Origin of the sequence: Brevibacillus sp. FIR094 (assembly GCF_050477165.1) — a bacterium.
GTDB lineage: Bacteria > Bacillota > Bacilli > Brevibacillales > Brevibacillaceae > Brevibacillus.
On sequence record NZ_JBEAES010000022.1, the window covers coordinates 32,856 to 59,196 of the forward strand.

Annotated in this window: 2 protein-coding genes (1 of these 2 running past the window's edge); both read right to left on the reverse strand. The window is 47.3% G+C overall.

Annotated elements, in window-relative coordinates:
* Positions 1 to 21,483, reverse strand: a complete 21,483-nt coding sequence (locus tag ACQ5DJ_RS19455) for an amino acid adenylation domain-containing protein (protein WP_429843905.1) — start codon at positions 21,481 to 21,483, stop codon at positions 1 to 3.
* Positions 21,480 to 26,341, reverse strand: partial view of an SDR family NAD(P)-dependent oxidoreductase gene (locus tag ACQ5DJ_RS19460; protein ID WP_429843906.1) — the 3' portion only. The gene runs 175 nt beyond the window's last position; the window shows 4,862 of its 5,037 coding nt (coding positions 176-5,037); the start codon falls outside the window, past its right edge; its stop codon occupies positions 21,480 to 21,482. Before ACQ5DJ_RS19460 ends, ACQ5DJ_RS19455 begins: the two co-directional genes overlap by 4 nt.

Sequence of the window (26,341 nt, forward strand, 5' to 3'; positions counted from 1 at the left end):
TTATCCCTCCACTATTTGTAGCTTCCAAATACTGGTCGTATGGTTTGGTTTCTGGCTCAGATATGTCAGTGTTTTTGTTGAACGACCTGCCTCTTCACGGAAGACGTCAAATCGGTTTAACTTCGGAGGTGCAATCGAATGTCGTTTGTTCGGACGTGAGACTGCCTCCTCCCAGGATTGTAAAACGACGTTGGCGTTGGTTCCCCCATCTGCAAAACAATTAATCGCTGCTAATCTGGGCGAATCGTTCCATTCAGAAAGTTTTCGCTGAAAATAAAAAGGCGTTGACTCCATATGGAAATGTGTCATCGGCTCTTGCCCCGACAGGAACGGAACCAATTGCTGGTTTTTGAGCATCAGCACGACTTTTATCAAACTGGCAATCCCTTCTGCACATAATGGATGACCGATATTGGGCTTGATCGATCCTAATCCGCAAGCGGCCATATGAGATGAGCGATAGATAGACTGAATGGCTTTGAGTTCAAGTAAATCTGTCACCTCTGAACCCGAGCCATTCGCTTCAATATAGCTGATTTGTTCCGGCTTCACGCCAGCTTTAGCCAGTGCCGACTGCATAACCTCTTTTTGAGCTTGCAAATTCGGGGTGGCAGGACCTGCTGTTCGTCCATCATTGTTGACCGCTACGCCCTTGATGACGGCATGTATTTCATCACCATCTGCCAGTGCTTGCTCCACAGTCTTCAATAAAACCATTCCTACGCCTTCTCCCAATACGAGGCCGCCCGCACGTTTGTCAAAAATATGGAAGGCTGGCTCTTCACTCAAAATTCCTCTTTGGTGGAACATCTGATGCGCTTCATCACCGCTTAACACGTTAACCCCACCGATGATAGCGGCCTCAATCTCTCCACTCCGAAGGCAATGAATCGCCATATTCATCCCGACCAGCGCCGAAGAGCATGCGGTATCGATGACCATACTAGGACCTCTAAGATCGAAGTACTGGGAAATATTTGTAGCCAAATAGTTTTGTCCCACGGTCATAATCGGGTTTTGGGTTTGATGAAGACGATCTTTACTTGGGCGATGATTACTTCTTGCCCCGATGTAGACGCCTACCGCTTTTCCCTTGACGTCCTTCGTTGTGTATCCAGCCTGATGCCATAGATGAAGACTTTCCTCCAATACCAATAAGGCTTGCGGGTCCATGGCCTTCGCATCTTCTTTTGCTATCAGGAAGAAAGAAGGATCAAAGGCAGTAATGTTGTCCAGAAGTCCTGCATGATAGGAATTTTCATAACCCCATCGTTCTTTGGGTACAGCACCAATGGCTGAACGGCCCTCCGCTAACAAATTCCAATATTCTTCCACGTTACGAGCACCCGGAAAACGGCAAGAGAGCCCCACTACTGCAATATCAGATGGTTTTGCTTCTCCCTCCCTATACGGAGTAGCCTGACTACTCACCCTCTGACTTTTCACAGTCTCACTCTGGACGTGCTGACTCTTCGGATCGTCGTTCATTTCAGGAGAAGTCAGCGTCAGATTGTCTGCGATGGAATCTCCGTGATTGCTAGTCAGCCATTCTGCAAGTGTTTCGATGGTGGGATATTCATATAAAATCGTCGGGTCCAAGTCCTTGTCCAACCATTTACTGATCTCATTCATGACTTGAGCCAGTAACACCGAATCGATCCCATAGTCTGGAAACTCTTTGTCTATCTCCAATCTGGCAGGATCTATTTTCAACTCCTTCGCAAACAAGTCAATCAGTCTTGTTTGTGCTGTCTTCACAAGATCCACTACGCTTTGTGTCGGCTTGCCTGCTGTTGGACGACGAGAAGACAGGTTCGCAGCAGAAGCTTCTTGCTTTTTGTGTTGCATCAACTGATGAGGCTCCCACAGCTCTTGGTTAATGACTGCCGGGAAAACAACAGGACCTATCTTTTCCAAAAGAATATGATCCAGTAATCGCAGTCCTTGCTCGTCAGTGAGGTGTACCAGACCTGTTTGTTGATAGGCTCTGGTCGCAACGGCACCGATTCCTGTTTCCTTCCAACTCGGCCACTGAATGCTCATGATCGGGCAAGAATCTGCATGTGCCTCTGCAAAATAATCCATATAGGCATTGGCTAACGCATAATCACTCTGGCCCGAAGCCAAGGACGGAATGATTGCCGAAACAGATGAAAAGAGAACGAAGAACTGTAAAGGCTCGTCCTTGCAGTTTTGGTAAATCGTTTGCAGCCCAGCCAATTTCGGTTGTAATACCTGCTGAATTCCATCCATCGATTTCCGAATAAACGCAGGATTTTGGTCATCGCTAAAACCAGCGCAATGAATCACTCCGCCAATTGGCCCCATTGTCTGTTTCAACTCATGCAATTGCTGTTGCCAAGCCTCTTCATCGCTTAAGGATACAGATAAGACTTGAACCTGGACGCCTTGCGCTTCCAAAGCTTGTATCGCCTGAATTTTCTTTGCTACAGAAGTGCTTTGCGGCTGATGGGCTCCCCATTGTTCGCGCGGCGGCAGACTTTCTCGCCCTGTGAGCACCAGTTTTTTGACACCGTAACGCTCGACAAAATGCTTGGCGCATAGATACCCAAGCCCCCGTGTACCGCCTGTGATTAATAGAACATGGCTCTCAGGGAAGACAAGCGCTGGTTCTTGACTGTCTGCTACTATCTCTTCCTGAAGATAAGCGCGATAACGCTCACCTGATCGATAGCAAACCTCTGTTTCCTGATCATCAATGAGAAACTCTGCTACAATCTGTTGCGCCAGTTCTTCTCTATCAGCCAATGAATCTAGATCCACATGGCGTGATTGCAGATGCTTATATTCACTTTGCAGCATACGGTACAAACCAACACGTGAGGCACCCGCCAAATTGATCGAGTCATTCCGGTAAGACTCCAAGCCTTTTGTCACACCCAATAGCTTCAAGCCTTCCTTATGACCATGCTCAATGAGCTGTTGCAGCCATGGAATCCAATCCAGCGTATCGGTCTGCTGATGTCCACAACCGACCAAATCTACGATGCCATCATAGTTTTTCCACTCACTCTGATCCTGATGGAATCGTGATTCGAGCTCGTTCAGCTCTAAGATTTCACTCTTAGCGAAATGATTGGACAGTTGAATCGCCAAAGGCTTCGTTTCATCCGTTGTGAAAATACCTACCGTTCGATGAGCTACCTTCGTTGGCATCGCTGGGCAAGCCTTCCATTGCTTTTTCACGATGCGCATGTCTGGACGAAAGAGAAGCTTTTCATCTGTGGATAGGGATGCTCCACCTGTAAATGACGTATGTCCACCTGGCACCCAATACGCTTCTCTGCTAAATGGATAGGTAGGCAGACTAATCCGGCGAGGCTTTCTCTCCCCATACAAGCTACTCCAATCCACGTTCAGCCCTTTGACCCAAACGTCCAGCAATTTGCCGTATTTGCCTTTGTTCATCCAGGAATCAATCATTTGCGGCATATCATCATCTGCGGCAAAGATTGCCAAGGTCTCTTTATGACGTTTTACCTGTCCGTGGTACAGGTCTTCTCTGTCCTTCTGTCCTCCAATGAATTGCTTTAATTTCTCTTCCAGCTCCATCATCGAGCCCACGATCACAGCCAAACGTTCTTCCATCGCTTCTCGTCCCACTTGAAGGGTATATGCCATTTCAGCTAAATCCGTATCGGACAATCCCTGTTCATCAATGGCTCTGAGCAGTCGTTGTACCCGTTGATGAAGCTGTTCTTCATTCTTGGCTGATAAGAGAATCAATGCAGGATTCTGGGGACTTGTCCGTACAGTAAGCTGCTCTTGCATGTTGGGAATATATTCTTCTATCACCACATGAGCATTCGATCCGCCCGCACCAAAACTGCTCACACCGGCACGTCGTGGAACTTCCCGTCCGTCCATGACAGGGCGTTTCCACTCCGCCAGCTCTTGCTGAACCACAAACGGCGTCAAGCTGAAATCTATATTCGGATTCAGGACTTCGGCATGCAGGGATGGTACTACTTGTCCATGCTTGAGCTGCAATAAGACCTTTGTAACCCCAGCAATGCCCGCTGCACTCTCGCAATGCCCGATGTTGGACTTCGCCGATCCAATGGCACAAAACTGCTTGTCATTTGTATACGTTTCGAAAGCCTTCGTTAAGCCCGTAATTTCAATGGGATCACCTAAAGAAGTTCCCGTACCATGTGCTTCTAGATAGCTGATCGTCCGTGGATCGATTCCGGCTTTTTGGAAAGCACGTCCAATAACCCGAGCTTGGGCATTCGGGCTAGGTACATTGTATCCGTTTGTTTTTCCTCCATGGTTAACCGCTGTTCCTTTGATCACACCATAAATTTGATCTCCATCGGCAATCGCTTTCGCCAGAGGTTTGAGCAGGACTGCTCCCACACCCTCGCCAGGTACATACCCGTCACCGCCGATACCAAAGCTTTCGCATCGTCCCTTGCTGGATGCGAATTTGCCCTGTCCAAGCATCAAGTATTTATTCGGGTGAATGGAAACGTTGACACCACCTGCAATAGCAGCCTCACATTCCCCTTGCTGTAGACTTTGGCAGGCCAAATGAATGGTTGTCAGTGAAGAGGAACACATCGTATCGACCGCCATGCTAGGTCCATGAAAGTTGCAGAAATAAGAAACCCGATTCGCAATGGAGGCTGGACTTCCTGCCAGCGCCATCGGTCTGCCAAGCATCGTTTCTTGGGCTCCGTAGAGCTGGTATTCTTCATACATGACCCCGACATAAACTCCGACATTACCGCCTAGACCCATGCCAGGTGTTGAGCCGAGAGATTCACGAGTATACCCAGCATCCTCTAACGTTTCATAGACGCATTCCAAGAACAAGCGCTCTTGCGGGTCCATGATCTCAGCCTCTCTTGGTGTGATATTGAAAAATAACGGGTCAAATTGATCTACACCGTCTAGGAAGCCTCCCCACTTACTGTAGGTTTTTCCTGGCTTTTTCTTATCTGCATCAAAAAACAGGCTGTGATCCCAACGCTCTTCAGGAATTTCTGTGACACAATCCTTGCCATCACGCAGGTTACGCCAGAACTCATTCATATTTCTGGCTTTCGGATAACGACCGGAGACCCCAATTATGGCAATATCCAAGGTGTCGTTTGCTGGTTTGGTTTCTCTCGTCGTTTCTATCAATGCGTTACCTCTGCTCCTACGGTTGTTACTGATCGGTTTTGCCGTTGCAGCAACCATCGCTGGTGCAACGCTCGACTTTTTAACAGGGGATGCCGTTGGTGCTTCTTTCTCATCTATACCAAAGATCCTCATCATTTGCTCTCGATGCGATGCCAGGAAGTATTTCGCAATTTCCTCGATGGTTTGATATTCGAAAAATAACGTTTTCGACAACGAACCAAACGTTTTTTCTAATTCATTTGTTAATTGCATGACCATAATCGAGTCGATTCCGTACTTTTCCAACAAGGCGTCTGCTTCCATGCGGTCTATTGGCAGCTTGATCACGGAAGAGACGAGCTTTTTGAAATAATAGATCGCTTTTTCCATTGGCAAATGATGACTGGATGGTTGTATGACGGTAGAAGCTTTGACGTCTTGTTCTGTTGTCTTCGGTCTTCCCACCACTGCTTCGTGGAGGCGTTGCAGGTCTCCTTCCATTACCATCACCTGATCTTCTCGAGAAGCTACGGCTTCATTAAAAGCACGAATTCCCGTCGCGGTCTGCAAAGCGATCATTCCAACCCTTTGTTTCACCATCTCCTCAACTGCTTCATCTACTTGCATCCCACCCGCTTTCCAGAGTGGCCAGTTGATAGAGACTGTTTGACCCTGACGTTGCTTTGCCTGCACCAGTTCATTCCGATATTTCGCATATCCATCCATAAAGGCATTCGCGCAAGCATAGTCTGCCTGACCAACATTTCCTATACTTCCTGCAATCGAAGAAAAGAGGACGAAGAAATCGAGAGGCTGCTCTTTACTTGCCTCATCTAAATTCGTAAGGCCGGCAACTTTTGGAGCTACCACTTGGTTCCATTCTTCTATCGTTTTCTTGAGGATGAAGTTATCTCGAACGACACCCGCGCTATGGATGATGCCGTGTAACCCTCCGAATTCCTGTTGAATACTTTGGATGAGCTGGACGACTTCCTGCTTGTCCGTCACATCAACTTGACGATAGACAACGCTCGCCCCTGACCTTTGCAAATCATGAAGCATCGCTTGTTTATCTTCTCGCAAAAGGGAACGTCCTGTGAGAATTAAGGTTGCCTGTTTCGCTTGACTCGCGATTTCCCTAGCGAAAATCAACCCTAAACCACCTGCTCCACCCGTAATTAGATAGGTTCCATGATCTCTCCACGGAATGGTGCCCTCATCATGCAATGGCTTGGTTTCGCACCAACCCAGTACATAGCGGTTACCCGCTTGATAGCGAATTCGGTCGTCCATAGGATGGCAGGCATTCTCTTGCAGCTTGTTTACGATTTCTCCCGCATGTTCACCTGGGTTTATTTCCATGAATTGACCGACTACATTTGGATTCTCCTGCTGAGCTGTTTTCAGCAAGCCAGAAAGTCCACTTACGTATGATTGCTCCGCTTTGTCGGAAACGACGACCTGCACCAACACTTTGCCAAGTATCTTTTGTTGAAGGATGCTTTGGATTTCCAAAAATACTTGGGAAGCATAGGCCTCGAACTTGTCCGCAATGCTATCCTGTTGGGACTGCAAGGGAACCAAGCGCACTTCGTTCATCTGTGCTGCTATACTAGCAAGCGACGATTCAAAGCCTTCCGCCATCATCACGATATGCTGTGCATAGGTAGGAGTGTCCGTGTTCTGAACACCTTCCTGTTCCTTCCAGCAAGGATGAACCATCAGCATTCCTTGTTCCTTTGTGGTTTCGAGGTCTTCCACTTTGCCATCCAGCTTACGAGATGAAAATCGCTTCATTCTGACGCAAACATTTCCTTGCTCGTCACATAAATCAATATCCAGCTTCTGCACATGATCAGAAGCGTTGCTGCCATCACTGTAGCGAATATACACCCACATCTGCGGCGTGCATGGACTGAAGATTTCCAACTCATCCAGCGCAAAAGGTAAGATTGGCTTCAGCGAACCAAGATGGTGAGTGAAATCTGCCCCCATAAATAAACCAATCGCCGCCTGCAAAGCAGCATCCATCATACTTGGGTGCAACACAAACTGCTCTTCTGTCCCCAAAACAGCGAAAGGTAAGGACAGCTTTGCCAACACCTGCTCTGTGCCCTTATACACTTGCTCAATTCCTTGCAGCGCTGGACCATAATGGATTCCCATTGCTTTATAACCGTCATAGCATTGGCTGCCACTCAAGATGCCATGGCTACACGCGGCTTGTAACATAGCGAGATCAAGCATTGGCGTCTCGGCAATCGTATGGAATACGGCACTTCCCTGACTGTGAACACTCTCTTCTACTTCATTTCCTATATGCTCACTGTAGATTCGATAGCCAATCTCTCCACTGTCTTCCAGTTGAAGACCAATGTGAACATCGACAGGCTGATCATCGACAGCTATTGGCTTGGCCCACACTATATTTTTGAGCGTCAAGCCATTCTGACCCGCTCTCAAGGCTCCCGCTGACTGATCGATTGCCTCTCGTGCCATTTCGAGATAAGCAACACCCGGCAAGAGCTGCTGTCCATTCACAACATGATCTGCCAAGAAAAATTCCTGTCCCCGGAAGGTAGAACTATACCGCTGCTCCAACAATTCAGACGTGTTTTTCTGGAGCAATGGGTGAAGGAAAAGCGTCCCTTCTGATGTTGCTGCAACTTCGCGCACAAATTGTGTATCCATCTGAGGAATCCAATAACGTTCTCTTGCAAACGGATACGTAGGCAAGCTCATGCGACGAGGTTTCTTCTCACCGTAGAGCTTGTGCCAATTAACCACGCCTCCACTTACCCACAGCTCCAGCAGCTTGGCGTATTTTCTTTTGCTTATCCAAGCATCGAATGCCTGTTTCAAATCTTCATCCGCTTCGAACACCGCAATCGTCTTTTTGTTGCCTTTTACCTGTCCTCGGAATACATCCGTGATGCCTTCCTGCCCATCTACAAATTGCGTAAGCTTTTCCTGAAGCCCCTGAATGGAGCTGGCCATCACAGCCAAACGCTCTTCCATAGCTTCTCGTCCAATTTGGAGCGTGTAGGCAATATCCGCTAAATCTAGGTCAGAAATGGACTGATCCTTGATCACGGCTAACAAACGCTGCGCCTGTTCGTGGAGCTGGCTTTCATTCTTCGCTGAAAGGAGAATGATCGCAGGATTCATGAGACTTACTTGGATAGCTGGACGTTGTTCATGTTCCGGAATGTATTCTTCGATGACGATATGAGCATTCGAGCCACCCGCACCAAAGCTACTCACCCCCGAGCGTCTTGGAATTTCCTGACCATCAATGACAGGACGTTTCCACTCCGCCAGTTCTTGCTGAACGACAAACGGAGTCGAGCTGAAATTGATATTCGGATTTAGTACCTCCGCATGCAAGGTTGGTGCTAGTAGTCCGTGTTTGAGCTGTAGAAGGATTTTCGTTATCCCGGCAATTCCCGCTGCACTCTCACAATGCCCGATATTGGACTTCGCTGATCCGATTGAGCAAAACTGCTTGTCTGTGGTGTACGCTTGGAAGGCTTTCGTCAGTCCTGCGATCTCAATTGGATCACCTAAAGAAGTGCCCGTACCGTGAGCTTCCAAATAACTAATCGTCCGTGGATCAATTCCAGCCTCCTTCAAGGCACGTCCAATGACACTCGCTTGTGCATTCGGATTCGGTACGGTATAACCATTTGTTTTGCCGCCATGGTTAATGGCGCTTCCTTTTATCACACCGTAAATTTGATCTCCATCGGCGATTGCTTTCTCCAGAGGTTTAAGCAGTACTGCTCCGACACCCTCACCAGGTACATAGCCGTCACCACCAACCCCAAAGCTTTCGCATCGTCCCTTACTAGAAGCAAATTTCCCCTGTCCGAGCATCAAATATTTATTTGGATGAATCGAAACATTGACACCACCCGCAATCGCAACCTCGCATTCACCTCGCAGCAAGCTTTGGCAGGCAAAATGGATGCCTGTTAGAGACGAGGAACACATGGTGTCTACAGCAACGCTAGGACCATGGAAATTAAAGAAATAAGAAACACGGTTCGCTACCGATGAGAAGCTTCCGCCAAGGGCCATCGGTCTGCCCATCATGGTTTCTTGTGCACCATACAGTTGATACTCTTCATACATAATGCCTACATAAACACCCACATTACCGTCAAGTCCGAAGCCTTGAGACGATCCGAGCGATTCGCGGGTATACCCTGCATCCTCTAAGGTTTCATACACACACTCCAGGAATAAACGTTCCTGCGGGTCCATGATTTCTGCTTCCAGAGGCGAGATGTTGAAGAACAGCGGATCGAATTGATCAACACCGTCTATGAATCCGCCCCATTTGCTGTAGGTTTTCCCTCGTTTGTTCTTATCCTCATCAAAATACAGGCTGTGGTTCCAGCGCTCTTTAGGGATTTCCGTAATGCAATCCTTGCCATCGCGCAAATTGTTCCAGAACTCTTGTGTATTCCGTGCTTTCGGATAACGTCCAGAAACCCCAATGATCGCAATGTCCAAAGCTCCTTTGACTGGTTGGGTTTCCTTCTGTGTCGAAATGAACCGTGAGCCTTTGCGACTTTTTCCTCGATAGCTGTTCCTGTACCTTTTAGACGTGTTTTCTTCTTTTGTCACGGATGCTGTTTCTTGGATAACAACTGTTTCCTGCTGTTCCGTAAGTCCCAAGATTTCAATAAATTTGTCTCGATAGGCGTCCAAGAAATATCCAATCAATTCTTGAATCGTTTGATATTCAAAAAATAACGTTTTCGGCAGTGAGCCAAAGCTTTTCTCTAATTGGTTGGTTAATTTCATGGATAGAATCGAATCAATTCCGTATGTCTCCATCGCGGCATCTTCTTCGATTCGATTTATGGGCAGTTGTAGAACCTCGGCAAATTCCTTTTTAACAAAATGAGTCGCTTTCTCATGAAGGACATTTTGTTCCACAGTGGTGATCGTTTGTCTTTCATTTGTCGCTGCCCCGGTTGGTGTGATCGATACCACTGGCTGCATCTGTTTGACCAGAATCTCTTCAAATTCTTCAAGTAAATAGGAAGCAAGCTGCTGAAGCGTCGGACACTCCACGAATACAGTCGGAATTAGCCCAATGCGATATTGCTGACTTAGTTTGTTGGCGAATTCAGTCAGTAGAACCTGATTAAACCCGAGTTCAGACAGCTCCACTTTGACATCGATATCCGTCGGTTGAACCTGAAGCAGCTCCGACACGGTGTGCATCAAAGCAAGTTCCACTTTTTGCAACAGACTACCGGTACCCACCGTTACAGAAGCTTCCGATCGGACAGGAGCATGCTTCGATTGAGAACTGTTGACTGGTGTTTGCAAAAACAGTATTTGCTTGAGCTTAGCCAGATCACCTTCCATCACCATGACCTGAGCTTTTCCGGAGGCTAAGCCTTGGTACATAGCTGCAATACCCGTCGAAGTCTGCATAGCGACTACTCCCATACTATGCTTCAACATGTCACCAGCCTCTGCGTCAGCCTGCATTCCGCCCTCTTTCCACAACGGCCAATTCATGGACAATGTCTGTCCGTGACGTTGCTGTAACGCAACCAATCCATTGCGATAGTGAGCGAATCCGTCCATAAAGGCGTTGGCGCAAGCATAGTCAGCTTGTCCGATATTTCCCAAGCTGCCTGCCACCGAGGAAAACATCACCAGGAAATCCAGTTCTACATCCTTGCTGGCTTCATCCAGATTGATGAGACCCGTAACCTTCGGATAGAGAACCGTTTGGACCTCCTCTCTGTTTTTCTTGAGGATATAGCTGTCACGAAGCACGCCAGCACTATGAATAATGCCATGAAGACGCCCATAGTCCTGTTGAATCGTGCGGATCAATTCTGCCATTTCCTGTTTCTGCGTCACATCAACTTGGCGGTATTCAACTCTTGCTCCCGATTTTTTCATTTCCTGGAGTTTACCTTGCTTCTCTTCATCCAACGGGGAACGTCCTGTCAGAATCAGGTTTGCATGTTGAACCTTTTGTACAATTTCGTTGGCAAAAAGATACCCCAGTCCGCCTGCCCCGCCAGTGATGAGATAAACCCCACCGTCTTTCCACGGAATGCTCGCCCCTTGTGTAGCCTCCAGTTCTACCCACTCAGATACATATCTCTTACCAGATTGATATCGAATCTGAACATCCAATGGGCATTGTACATTTTCCTTTATTTTTTCAGCAATCTCGAATTCGTCGTCGCCTGATTCTACCTCCATTACCTGACCAAACACGTTAGGATTCTCCAATTTCGCCGTTTTCAGCAATCCAGAGAATGCAGTGAAAGACGGCTGTTCTGCTCGCACGGGAACGACAAGCTGAACCAATACCTTGCCGCGAACTTTTTGCTTAAGAATCTCTTGAATTTCCTCCAATACCTGCGTCGTATAATCAATGAAACGCTCGGCAATGGCTTCTTGTGAGGAACGCAAAGGATTGCAACGAACTCCATTCAAGTAGCCTTGGAGATTGTTCCAAGAAACGCCATCCGGTTCTACAATCATCACGACTCGCTGTGTATAGTCAGGGGCTTCGGCGTTGCTCACAACCGCTTGTTCCTTCCACTCAGGATGAACCAGCAGGGTTCCGAGTTGCCCTTTTGAATCCACCGTCTCAACTTCGCCTTCCAGCACTCGTGCGGAGAAACCCTGCATACGCACGCAAACCGTTCCTTGGACGTCACACAAATCAATGTCTACTTTCTGTACCTTGTCTCCCGTCCTATTGCCGTCAGCCTGTCGAATCCATACCCACATCTGGGAAGTAGTCTGGCTAAAAATACTCAGCTTCTCCAGTGCAAAAGGCAGGATTGGCTTCAGAATGGCCTTATCGTCTGTACCAAGCAATAATCCGATAGAGGATTGTAAGGCCGAATCCAGCATGCTCGGATGCAAGACGTATTCTCCTTGCGTCTCGGCAACTTTGGAAGGCATAGCTAACTTGGCCAATACTTGTCCCTCTCCCACGTACACATGCTCAATTCCTTGCTGGGCTGGACCATAGACAAGTCCCATTGTTTGAAAAGCTTCATAACACTCACTTGCATGAAGCGTGCGATAGCTGCATCGGGCTTTGATCCCATCGAGATTATGCGTGGGTGCAGCATTGATCGCTGTAAACACCATACTTCCTTGACTGTGTATGACCGATTCAGCCTGTTCTTTCTGTGGTTCGCTGTATATTTCATAACGAAGGTCGCCGTTATCCTCAGGATAAATCCCGATGTGGACCTGAACAGGCTTGTCTTCCACCACGATCGGTTGCGCCCATATTACATCTTTAAGCTCCATCGCGTATTGCTCATCTTCCAGCACTCCCGCTGCTATTTCCGCAGCAGCTCGAGCCATCTCAAGATAAGCAACCCCTGGCAGGATTCTCTTTCCTTTTACAACATGATCCGATAAAAAGAATTCCTGACCATCAAAAGTAGAGCTGAATCTTTGCTCACTGAGATCCGAAGTATTTTGATGCAGCAAAGGATGTAGGGAAGCAGTTAGACCACGTGTACCTTTTGTGTTGGTTGACGGTTGTTTCTTTGGTTCTGGCAACCAGTAATGCTCTCTGGCAAAAGGATACGCAGGCAAGCTAATCCGACGAGGCTTTTCTGCTTCATAAAGTTTATTCCAATCGAAATGCAAACCCTTCACCCAGAAATCGAGAAGCTTGGAGAATTTTTTGCGTTGCATCCATTTTTCAATCGCTTCTTGCAATTCCTCATCGCCTGCGAAAATGTCTGCTGTTTCTTTGCCGCGTTTTACCTGACCGCGATAGAGGTCGGCAAAGCCGTCATCACCTGCAAGAAAGCTACGCAACTTCTCTATCAATTCTGTAAGTGAGCTCGTCATCAGGGCCATGCGTTCTTCCATTGCCTCGCGTCCCACTTGGAGCGTATACGCAATATCAGCCAGGTCCACATCTGTAAAGGACTGCTCCTCAATCGACGCTAACAGTCTTTGCACTTGTTCAATGAGACGCTCCTTATTCTTTGCTGAAAGGACGATGATCGCCGGATTTTGCGGAGTGATCGTAATCGAAGGCCGTTCCTTGGCCTGAGGAATATATTCCTCAATCACGACGTGTGCATTGGACCCGCCTGCACCAAAAGAAGAAATCCCGGCAATTCTCGGGAATTCTCTCGTTTCTCCATTCACTTCCATTTGCGGTCGTTTCCATTCAGCCAAGTCCTGCTGAACGACAAAAGGCGTTTTCGAAAAAGGAATATTCGGATTCAATTCTTGCGCATGCAGGCTTGGGACCAGTTGTTGATGTTTCATTTGCAGCAAAATTTTTGCCACTCCTGCTATTCCAGCCGCCGCTTCTAAGTGACCAATATTGGATTTAACGGAACCAATAGCACAATATCCCGTATCCTGCGTGTCCTTGCGGAAGGCTTGGATGAGCCCCGTAATTTCAATTGGATCGCCAAGCTCCGTGCCTGTTCCGTGCGCTTCTATATAGCTTACGGTTTTGGCATGAACGCCTGCCTTATCCAACGCCTGACGAATCAGCTCTCCTTGAGCAGTTGGATTCGGTACCGTATAGCCATTGGTTTTTCCGCCGTGATTCACGCTGGTTCCACGAATCAATCCATAGATATGGTCGCCATCCGCAATTGCTTTTGACAGTGGTTTGAGCAGCACTGTACCTACGCCTTCTCCCGGTACAAAACCGTTTCCGCCTTGCCCAAAGCTTTTGCATTGTCCATCTACGGAAAGCATATGCAGCGCTGACAAAAAGACATAGCTGGAAGGATGCAAATACAGGTTGACTCCGCCGGCAATCGCCAGTTCACAATCCCCGTTATACAGATGCTCGCACGCTTCATGAATCGCTGTGAGCGAAGCGGAGCACATCGTATCAATCGGCATACTCGGACCTTGAAGATTGAGGAAATAGGAAACACGATTCGTCAGTGAGCTAAAAGATGTGTGCGGGTAAATCAATTCACCCTGCTTCCATAAATCAGGTCCATACAAGCTGAACCCTGTTTTTGTGATCCCTCCAAACACTCCGACTCGTCGATTGTACTTTTCTGCAAGCAGTTGTCTCGTATAACCTGCGTCCTCCAATACTTCCCAGCAAGACTCCATAAACAATCGTTCCTGTGGATCAAAATGCATCGCTTCCCACGGGGACATATTGAAAAAGAGAGGGTCAAAGTCTGCGAATCCGTCTACAAAGCCGCCCCATTTGCCATAGCTTTTTCCTTCTGCCACAGCTTTGTCTGGATCAGGTTCGAAAAAGCCATCCAGTGACCAGCGTTCCTCTGGAATTTCTGCAATGCAATCCTTTCCAGATTTCAGATTCTCCCAATACTCGTTCAACGATCGCGCTTTTGGATAACGTCCGCTCATGCCGATAATGGCAATCGGCTCCCTCGCGATCTGATTTCCTGATTGCACGGCTACACTGCGAGTCGGTTCATAGCCGAATGTTTCACGGTCGTTACGCGCCAGTAGTGTTGGCGTTCCTCGATTGACCACAGCCTGACGATCAAGCCCCGTCCACTTCACGCATTCCTGATGATGATCAGCGACGAGATAATCTGCAAGGGTGTTAAGAGTCTGATATTCATACAAGATGGTCTTGGACAATTCGCTAAAGACATCACCTAGCTTTTTATTCAGCTGGATCACCATTATCGAATCGATTCCGTATATTTCGAACGGTTCATCGACAGCGATTTTACCTGCTCCAAGCCTCGTCTCTTGACCGAACATCACTTTTAGCTGATAGAGCGTTTTCTCTTTTAACACGCCTGCATCGACGGATAGCTTCGCATCCTGCATCGGTGTGGAATCGAGCTGCGACACGACAGGAGTACCTAGCAATTGTTCCTTGAGTGCTGGCAGATTGCCTTCGATAACTAGCGTTTGCACAGAGCCAGAAGCCACCCCTTGATACAGCGCCTGAATGCCGCTTGCAGTCGGCATCGCTACCATGCCTCTACTCTCCATGATCTTCTCTGTCGCTTCATCAACACGCATACCGCCATCTTTCCACAGCGGCCAATTGATGGAGAGTGTTTGGCCCTGTCGTTCACCTGCTCTCACCAAGCCACGGCGATACTTGGCGTATTGATCCATAAAGGCATTGGCAGCAGCATAATCAGCTTGCCCCGCATTCCCGAAGCACCCCACCCCAGAGGAGAAGAGAATAAAGAAATCGAGCGCCATATCCTTACTTGCCTCATCGAGATGCACGAGTCCAGAAACTTTTGGCGCCAGCACTTGTTCCAGTTCATCCGTTGTTTTTCTAATGATGAAACTGTCACGAATGACTCCCGCACCATGAATGATGCCAGTGAGGCTACCACACTCTTGCTTGATAGCTTGGAATAAGTCCTCTACCGCCTGCTTTTGTGTGATATCAGCCTGACGATATTGAATATTGGCTCCTAGTGCTTTCCATTCCTTACATTTGGCTGCCTTTTCTTCATCCAAGGGAGAACGACCCGTGATAATTACAGTCGCTCCCTTCGTTCGCTGGGCGATTTCCTTAGCAAAAATCAAGCCTAATCCGCCAGCACCGCCCGTAATCAGATAAACCCCATCTTCTTTCCATACATGCTCCGCTTGCCCAGAAGATTTCATTTCTGTCCAGCCGCTCACCCAGCGCTTGCCATCCTGATAGCGAATGTGCTTACTTTTCTCATCATTGCTGTCTTGTTGCAGCTTCTGTACCAACTCTATTGGATTGACCTCTGCCACCACTTCAATAAGCTGTCCAATCAGCTTGGAATTCTCCAATTGAGCCGTTTTCAGCAAACCAGAGAGAGCGGAGAAGCATTGCTGTTCCTCTTTGTCAGGTACAACGAGCTGAAGCAGAACTTTTCCCTTTGGTTTATTGGCAAGCACTCGCTGGATTTCCGTGAATATCTGGACGCTGTAGGTATGGAACCGTTCTGCGATACTTTTCTGTTGTGATTGTAAGGCTAGGCAGCGCACTCCGTTCATTTCGGATTCGATACGCTCTCTGATTTCCTCTGCCCATTCACAAAGGATCACGAGATGCTCTGCAAAAGCAGGTGAACCAGCCTTTTGACTGACCTCCTGTTCGTTCCAGCACGGTTGGAGAAGGAGCGTTTCTGTCGTTGGAGTTGCTGAAGAGATTGGCGAAATCTGTACAGAAGCAGCTCCCGACTCCGTATATACATTCATGCTCGTTTTCGTCTCCATCTCAGGAACCCCATAGGACTCCTCAACAAAAGGATAGGTAGGGAGGCTGATGCGACGTGGTTTTGCATCGTTGTACAGGACTTCCCACTCGATATCCAGACCCTTGCTCCACAACTCGGCTACTTTTTCTCCTTTGCCTTCTGCAAACAGCTTGGAAATCAGCTCACGATTATGGTTTGCTTGTTTTACGTTTCCTCTAAAGCTACCTGCTGATTGGCCCTCTCCACTCAAAAAGTCACTCAGCTTTTGAATGAGTTCTGCTGTATTTTTGACAATAAAAATAGCCCTGCTCTCCATCGCTTCTCTTCCCACTTGGAGAGTATAGGCCAAATCTGCTAGATGGACTTGTCCAAGATTTCCTCTAAGGAAATCAACCAGTTGCTGAGCATACGCTAGGACACGATCATCGTTTTTGGCGGATAACGGCACGAAATAAACGTGCTGGTTGTTACCCTCACCCACGCTGACACGCTTAGCCTCTGCTCCATTCTTCCATTGTTCAAAAATCGCATGAGCATTCGTCCCACCAAGACCAAATGAACTTAACGCCGCTCTGTGGGGAACAGGCGCATCCTCCCATTTTTTGAGCGTATCAACCACATAAAACGGCGACTGTTCCAAATTGATATTCGGATTCGGCTTTTCATAGTTTAGCGATGGAGGAAGCTCATTATGGTATAGGCTTAATGCTACTTTAATGCAACCTGCTAACCCTGCGGCTGTATCAAGATGTCCAATATTGGTCTTCACCGATCCAAGTCCGCAGTACTGTTTATTTGTTGTGTATTTTGTATACACTTCATTGAGCGCCGCAAATTCTATCGGATCTCCTAAATAAGTGCCCGTTCCATGCGCTTCGATATAGCTAACTGTTTCAGGATGAACCTTGGTGTCATCTAATACTTGCTGAATCACCTCAGCCTGACCTTTTATACTTGGCGCATAAAATCCGACTTTATCTGCTCCATCATTGTTGATACGAATTCCTCTCATGAGGGCATAAATATGATCGCCGTCCTTGATCGCATCGGAAGCTTTTTTGAGGACAACCACGCCGACACCTTCTCCACCGATCATACCGTCTGCTGACGCGTCGAACGTCTTGCAGTGACCATTACTGGAAAAGTTCAATCCAGCTTGATAGACATACCCTGTATAAGTCGTAGGGAAAATAGTTGCGCCCCCTACTAAAGCCACCTTTGATTCTCCCGATTGCAGGCTGCGATAAGCCAGATGTAATCCAACCAGCGAGGAGGAACAATTGGAGTGGACGGCAAAGCTCGGTCCCTTCAGCCCCATTTTATGAGAAATCATCGTTGGTATGGTTCCACCCTGCGCCAAAACCCACGAGACATATTCATTGGGGTCCTTCATGACTTTCGATGATTCCTTGGTGAAATGCGGCAAGAGTGCTTGATAATAACTATTGCTCGCCGACATAAAAACACCCGTCTGCGGAACCTTTTTCGGTGTATACCCTGCATCCTCCAATGCCTTCCAGGAATGGGTCAATAACAGACGAAACTGCGGGTCCATAAATTCTGCGTCTCTAGCTGAAAGGTGAAAGAATCCTGGATCAAAGTGATCCTTTCCTTCGATGGTGGACTGGACCGGAATAAAGTTCGGATTCTGTAAGTATTCATCAGGCAGGTGTAATTGATCGATTTCCTCATCCGAGAAGAAACGTACACTTTCTACACCGTTTCGTAAATTCTCCCAAAACTCTCTGTGATTTTTCGCTCCTGGGAAGTGGCAGGATATTCCAATAATCGCAATGCTATCCTCATAGTATTCAGGATAAGTCTCCTCCACTTGTCCTTCGCTATACGCCGTTGCCTCTTTTGGATTGACAAAATCCATTTGCTCATCCGATCCATTCTCTTTCCTTGTTGCGATATACTCGCTGATTTCTCTAATATTGACGTACTTAAACAGCGTGGTCACATTTAGATCGCACTGAAACTCTTCCGTCATTTTGGCTACAACCATGGTAGCGAGAATTGAGTCTCCACCCACATCGAAAAAGCCGTCTTCTGTGCTGATCCCCTCTACATTCAGGGCATCCTGCCAAATTTCTAAAGTCCTTTGTTCAATATCAGATTGCGGCCGGCTCTGCTTCTTCGCCTGTGTTACCATAAGCTTTTGATTCAGAAGCTCTGTGCGATCCACTTTTCCATTAGCGGTTAACGGGATTTTATCCATGGAAACAAAAAATGCCGGGAGCATATACTCTGGCAAATTCTTTCTCAAATAATCCCGTAATTTGGAGGGCTCAAGCCGTTCATGGTTCGCACCTGCTTTCGGAACATAATAAGCAACCAACCGCTTATGATCTCCCTCTTCTTTCACCAACACAACAACGCTTTGAATCTGTGGATGAGCCATTAGTTGGCTCTCGATCTCACCCAATTCAATTCGAAAACCTCGAATTTTTACTTGATGATCGATTCGGCCTAAATACTCAATCGTTCCATCAGGGAGCCAACGTGTTAAATCACCTGTTTTGTACAACTTGGTTCCCGATGTAAAGGGGTTATCTACAAACTTCTCTGCGGTAAGCTCTGGGCGATTCAAATAGCCGCGAGCCAAACCTTTTCCTGCGATACAAAGCTCTCCTGGAACACCAACTGGCACGGGATTCATGTGGCGATCAACGATGTACAGTTGCGTATTTGCGACAGGTCTACCAATCGGTGTATTGCTGCTGACCAATTCATTTTCGGAGCAGGAGAACCATGCCGCATAAATAGAGGCTTCTGTTGGTCCGTAAATATTTTCAATCTTTGCCTTTTGAAAAGTAGCAACCGTCTTTTTCACCAACTCTTTTGGAAAGGCTTCACCCGCAACCATCACATATTTTAGCGGACAATGCTGTAGGAATGGCTGATTCTCTCCAACGCCGTTGACGAAAGCATTCAGCATCGCTGGAACAAAATTGACATGCGTCACGCGATGCTTCACGATAGATTCGGCTATCATTTCTGGAGACTTCTCCCCATGTGGCGGAAGAATGACTAGACGTCCTCTACCGATGAACCATCCAAACAGCTCGGACAAAGAAACATCAAACACATAGTTGGTTTTGAGCAAATAAACATCGTTTTCCATGACGGGATAACGGGATTCAAGGAAAAAGAGGGTATTGATGATACTTTCATGACTCACCATGACCCCTTTGGGTTTCCCTGTGCTTCCTGATGTATAAATCACATAAGCTAGATTGGTTGGGTTGACTACCCGGTTGAGCGTTTTTTGTCGCTGGGCTGTCTGCTCAACCTCTTCCCAATCCTTGTCTAACACGAAGCATTTCGCATTTCCTCCTTCCGCTGAAGATACCTTGTCCCAAAGGCGAGCTTGGGTAAGCACCAAACGGCTCTTACTGTCTTCCACCATGAATGCCAACCGCTCTGTGGAATAGGTTGGGTCCAATGGAACATAAGCTGCGCCAGCTTTCAGAGTTCCTAAAATGCCGATGACCATTTCCAAAGAGCGTTCGACACAAATCCCTACTGTAGCTTCAGGACCTGCTCCCTCGGTCTGCAAATAGATCGCCAGCTTGGTAATTTGTTCATCCAGTTCACGGTAGGTCAACGACTGATTTTCATAAACAACAGCCACGGCATCCGGCGTTTGTTGGACTCGCTTCTCGAACAAATCATGGATGCATAAAGCCTGTGGGAATGCCGCTTCCGTCGCATTCCACTCAACGAGCAGCATGTTTCGTTCTTCAACAGAAATAAGTGGTATCTCATCCAAAGCGATGTCAGGATTTTGGATGACTTCGTTTGCGATATTGTGATAATGCTCTGCCATCCGCTGTATCGTCGCTTGGTCAAATACATGTGGATTGTATTTCAGATTCAATACAAACTCGGCTTCCTGCTCAAACACCTCTAACTCAAATTCATACTCGCCCTCTTGATGAACACCCTCCATCAATTCGATGGCAAGCTTGTTTTGACATTCATCATAAAATCGCTGCAAGTTTTGCGATTGCAGGAAATTTTGGTACGTAAAGATGATATCGAATACAGGTGAATTCCCATGAAGTCGAGGAATATTTGCCTCTCGAACCATCGCTGGAAAAGGATATACAGCGTGATCCATCCCGTCAATCAGCGTCAGCTGCAATTCCCGAATGAACTGGGAGAAAGACTTTTCCCCCGTTACCTGACTGCGAATGGGGATCATATTGACAAAATAACCGATCAGAGAATCGAATCTTTCTTCTGGGCGTCCCATCGTAGGCATGCCGACAATCACATCTGTTTGACCTGTATAGCGATACAATAAGGCTTTAAAAATCCCTAACAAGAGAACAGATGCGTTCATGCGGTAATGCTTGGAGAGCTTCTTCACATGTTGACTCAACTCTCTTGAAAATACGTGCGTAAAAACCTGCCCCTCAAAGCTTGGTGCAGAAGAACGCGGGCGATCGGCAGGAAGCTCCAGTTGTGGAAGCGTCCCTGACAATTGCTCCAGCCAGTAAGAACGATGTTCCCCACCTTCCGCGCTCGCCATCATGTCCTGTTCCCACTTTACGAAGTCGGCGTTATTGGTTGAATTCGGTGTTACTTTTGGCTGCTTTCCTTCAACCAACTCGATATAGGTATGGACCAATGCTTGTAGTAATAACAAGGAGGAATGTCCGTCAAAGATCATATGATGAGTCGTAATCAGGACAAAATGCTCTTTTTCCGAACGCGACAATAGATGAATGCGAAGTAAAGAACCCTTCTCCAATGAAAAGGGTTCTTTAACTTTTTGCCTGAGATACGGCAATACATCCTGAGACGTTAAGTGTGAGATGTCCTCCTGCTCAATTGGAAGCGATTGCTCCAGGCGTTGAAGTAGGTACGGAACACCATGGTCTTCCATAATCGAACTCTGTAAAATCGGATGCTTTTTTAGCACAAGGTAGCAAGCTTGTTTCCATAACGCTACGTCTAATTTCTGACGGATGCAAAAGCATAACGGAACATTGTAAGCACTCATCGTAGGAGACATTTTTTGCAACATCCACAATCCTTGCTGCCCGACGGACAGAGGACTTGTAAACGATGGGTTTTCCAGCTCCAGAAGCTTCTCTTGGACTTCCGCAGCAGACAGCTTACCTTCTTTGTAAGCCATGAGGATTTCCCGTCGCATCATAGCATCCCTCCTTTGTCGATTACCTGTTCGATTTCTTCTAGACTTAGCAGGCCTTCTTTGAATTTTTGCAACAGATTCTCTGTCCGTTCACTGCGAATCTGGGACGTTGTTTCTAAATCGGTAGTGGAAGCAATCTCTTTATGACTCAGCTCTCTTATTTTTAATGCAAGTAGATGAGCTAAAGACTTCATCGTCGGGTTCTCCAGCACGTCCCGCCCTTTGATTTTGATATTCCAGCGCTGCTCTAAATGACGAATCAGCTTGGTAACCATGATCGAATCCATGCCATAGTCCAAGAAATATTTGTTTAGCTTGATTTGCCCTTCCGAAAGGTGTAACTCCCGTGAGAGAAATTGTGCCATATCCCGCTGAATGGTTTCCTCTGTTGGGCTGTCCGGGTTGATATCAATCGCTAACGTCGCTTTTTCCATAGGTTGACGGATCGTTTCCGTTCCAAGCTGCTCCTCCTCACCCTCGGAAGTGGGGAGCCAATAGCGTTCTCTGGCAAAAGGATAGGTAGGCAGAGATAGCATGCGACGCTCTTGTGGATACAAGGATTTCCAAGGGATTTTACCTCCCTGCGTCCAATGAAGCGCAAGCTTTTCCAGATTATTTTCTGCTAAAAGAACCTGCAACACCGTATCTCCTACGTTGCCTGAAAGAAGATTTCTCACTCCTGCCTGGTCTTCTTCGAGATCTCCTGTATAGATAGGAATCAATACAGTTGGCTCACTGCCTTGTTCGACCGCTTCCAAATACGCCGATAATCCTTGGATCAAATCCTCTCGATCTTGAACCACCATAGCCAACCTGCATTCCATGGCTTCTCGTTTCACTTGAAGCGTATAGGCAAAATCCGCCAAGGAAAACGCTTGTTGCTTGGCAAATACAAGCATCTGCTGGGCAACGGCTCGCAATCGCTCTGCATTTTTTGCCGAGAAAACCACGATCTGAGGTGGAGTGGCAGAAGTAATCGATTTCATCTCTGTCTGCGGCGGTATATATTCTTCGAGAATCAAATGAGCATTTGACCCGCCTGCTCCAAACGAACTGATCGTCGCCCGGCGTGGAACCTCTCGTTCTTCCCCATTGATTCTCACCACGGGTCGCTCCCACTTTTGTCGATCTTTTTGCAGATAAAAAGGCGTTTCTGCAAAATTGACATGCGGGTTCAATGGCTCCACTTTTATAGAGGGAACCAACTCCTGATGCTGTAGCTGCAAGATCACCTTTGTCAACTGAGAAATACCAGAAGCTGCTTCGGCGTGTCCGATATTCGATTTCACCGACCCAATCGCACAAAACTGAGTATCATCCGTCTGCTTCGAAAAAGCATTTGCTAACGCCTTCAACTCAATCGGATCTCCCAACAGCGAGCCATTAGCGGCGGCTTCGACATAACTGATCGTCCGTGGATCAATGCCTGCTCTAGCAAAATTATCTTCCATCAACTGCGCTTGTGCCTGGGGATTCGGCACCGAAAATCCATTGGTACGTCCGCCATGATTAGTCGCGGCTGATTTAATAACGGCTAAGATGGAATCTCCATCTTCCATCGCTTTGGCTAAAGGCTTCAATAGTACAGCCCCTACGCCTTCTGCTGGTAAATATCCGTCTCCATCTCCAAAGCTTCTGCTGTCTGAGTGGCTTCCAATCATTTGTGCCTGACTTAAGCCTAGGTATTTCTTAGGATGGATCGAAACATTCACGCCCCCTGCGATAGCAAGCGAGCTTTCTCCCTTTATCAAGCTTTCGCAGGCATGATAAATGGCAATAGCAGATGAAGAACACGCTGTATCAATCGCCATACTCGGACCTTGCAGATTAAAGAAGTAAGAGACTCGATTGGCAATCGAATGGTAGGAAGTCAGGGAAATGATAGAGTCCGTTTCCAAATCCGTATCAAATGCGTGATACGGCTGATACATCGCCCCTACATAGACGCCGACCCTATTATCATATTGACGATGTAACATCTCTCGCGTGTGCCCTGCATCTTCGAGCAGATTCCACACGGTTTCCAGGAAAAGCCGTTCTTGAGGGTCCATCATTTCCGCTTCCCGTGGAGAAATATGGAAGAACAGCGGATCAAATTGATCGACACCGTCTATGAAGCCGCCCCATTTGCTATATGCTTTTCCTTGTCGGTTCCGGACCTCGTCAAAATACAAGCTGTGATCCCAGCGCTCTTGCGGAATCTCTGTTATACAATCCTTGCCGTCCCGCAAATTGTTCCAGAACTCTTGTATATTGGCAGCCTGCGGATAACGACCCGAAACACCAATAATGGCAATGTCTAGATCAGATGTTGTTTGTTTATTTGCCTGCTCTCGCGTCACATACCGTGAGAAACGACGACGATGTTCTGTTATGGAGTCAGTAGGAGCAAGTACATTAGCGACATTCTCTGCTGTTCTTGTCTCTGCTGTTTTCCCATCCCCCATGATTTCGATGAATTTGTCTTGATGATGAGCAAAAAGATAGCCTGCCAAATCCTCTATGTTTTGATATTCATAGAGTAACGTTTTCGACAGCGAGCCGAATGCTTTTTCCAATTGATTGGTCAATTGCATCGCCATAACCGAGTCGATCCCGTATTTCTCCAGCGGAGCATCCTCATCGATTTTATAAGTTGGGAGCTTGATAACGGCAGAAATTTCCTTTTTCAGATACTCCCTTACTTTTGCCCGAAGCACATCTTGTTGTCCAACGGAAACAGGCTGTTCGTTCTCCGTTTTTGCAGAGGTATTTGCGCTCTCTGCCGGTTGGAACTGTTGGATGAACCGATTCGGGTAGGCATCCATCAAATGTTGCGAGACAGCAAAAAGCGTCGGGTACTCTACCAATACAGTTGAAGTAAGTTCAAGCTCATAGAATTGATTCAGCTTGTTGGTAAATTCGGTCAGCTTCATCTGGTCAAAGCCATACTCATGGAGCTCAGCGTGGATATCAATATCCGCTCTATCAACCTTGAGCAAATCAGCAACTATTTTCAGCAAAGACGCTTGAACTTCGCTTTGCAAGCTGTTCGAATGAGCTGTTGGTGTCGACGAGGTCACAGCGCTCCCCATCAGCCTTTGCTTCATTCGTACAGGATCGCCTTCCATGACCATCAACTGATCTTGTCCCGAAGCTAACCCCCGATACAAGCAGTTGATACCCGAAGCCGTCTGCATAGCAACCATGCCAAGGTCGTCCCACAATCTCTTTTCTGTCTCTTCGTCTACCTGCATTCCGCCCTCTTTCCACAGAGGCCAATTGATGGAGATAGTCTGACCCTGCCGTTCGCCTAACGCGATCTGTTCGTTACGGTAAACAGAGTAGGAATCCATAAAGGCGTTGGCAGTCGCATAATCTGCTTGGCCCATATTGCCTAAGCTTCCAGCCGCTGAAGAAAAGAGCACAAAGAAATCCAGATTAAGCCCCTTCGTTGCTTCATCTAAATGAACGAGTCCCGCAACCTTTGGCGCGAGAACTGCTTGTACTTCTTCTTTGGTTTTCTTCAGGATAAAGTTGTCGCGAGTCACGCCCGCACTGTGAATGATGCCGTGAAGATCGCCAAACTCGGATCGAATGCCTTGGACCAAATCTTCTACTGCCTGTTTCTGCGTGACATCCACTTGGCGATATTCGACTCTGGTTCCGTTGTCCGCAAGCTTACGAAGCTTTGCTTGCTTCCCCTCAGTCAGCGCAGAGCGTCCTGTCAGAATCAAGGTGATACCACGGGCTTTCTTCGCCATTTCTTCGGCAAAAATAAGTCCCAAGCCACCTGCTCCGCCCGTAATCAGATAGATTCCGTTGTCTTTCCATGGCATGCTTACTTCATGCTGTGGAGCTGCAACCTCATTCCATTCTGCCATGTATCGTTTCCCTAACTGATAGCGGATATGGCTATCTGTTGGGCATAAGCTGTTTGCTCTCAGCTTCTCCGCCAATCCCGCTGAATCTTCTGTTGCATCGATTTCGATCAGCTGTCCGATTACTTTCGGGTTTTCGATCTGTACCGTTTTCAACAGACCAGCGATTCCAGCGAACAGTCTTTGTTCCGATCGGAGAGGAGCAACAATCTGAATCAGCACCTTCCCCTTTGGTTTTGCTTGAAGAAGGGCTTTTATTTCTTCGAAAACTTGAACTGCATACGTTTGGAATCGTTCCGCTATGCCTTGCTGACCGGATTGCAACACTAGGAATCTTGCACCGTTTAGCTGAGAGGAAATGCTTTCCCAAGTAATCTCCCCTGGTTCGCAGAGCATCACCACATACTGTTCATATTCAGGAGCTTTGGCTTCCTTAGGAATGGCTTTTTCGATCCAAGCAGGCTGCAGCATCAATGTACTCGTGATTTTATCTGACTCTCCGGCAGCTTTTTCAACTTCGAGGCTCCTCGTTGTGAATCCCTTCATGCTTACACAAATCTTGCCTTGCACATCACACAAATCAATGTCGAGCTTCTGCACTTTTTGGGTAGCTGCATTGCCGTCACTGTATCGAACCAAAGCCCATACAGCAGCTGTAGAAGCACTGTAAATGTTCAATTGCTCCAAGGCAAAAGGCAAGGACGGCTGAAAGTCGGTCGTGCCCATCATGAAACCAAGCGATGCCTGTAATGCGGCGTCCATGATACTCGGATGGAGGACAAATTTTCCTGCTGTACCCGTAACAGAGGAAGGCAAGATCAGCTTCGCCAGCACTTGGTCTGACCCGACAAACAGCTTCTCAATTCCTTGGTGTGATGGTCCGTATTCCAGTCCTATCTCATTGAACGTTTCGTAACATTGGCTAAAGCTATAACTACTCTCTGTGCACTGTGCTTGAATGGCAGAAAGGTCGAGCGTTGGCGCTTCCATAGCTGATCGTA

Coding starts and splice junctions, on each gene's coding strand:
- ACQ5DJ_RS19455 (WP_429843905.1), bottom strand. CDS start 21,483: ATGATGCGACGGGAAATCCTCATGGCTTACAAAGAAGGTAAGCTGTCT.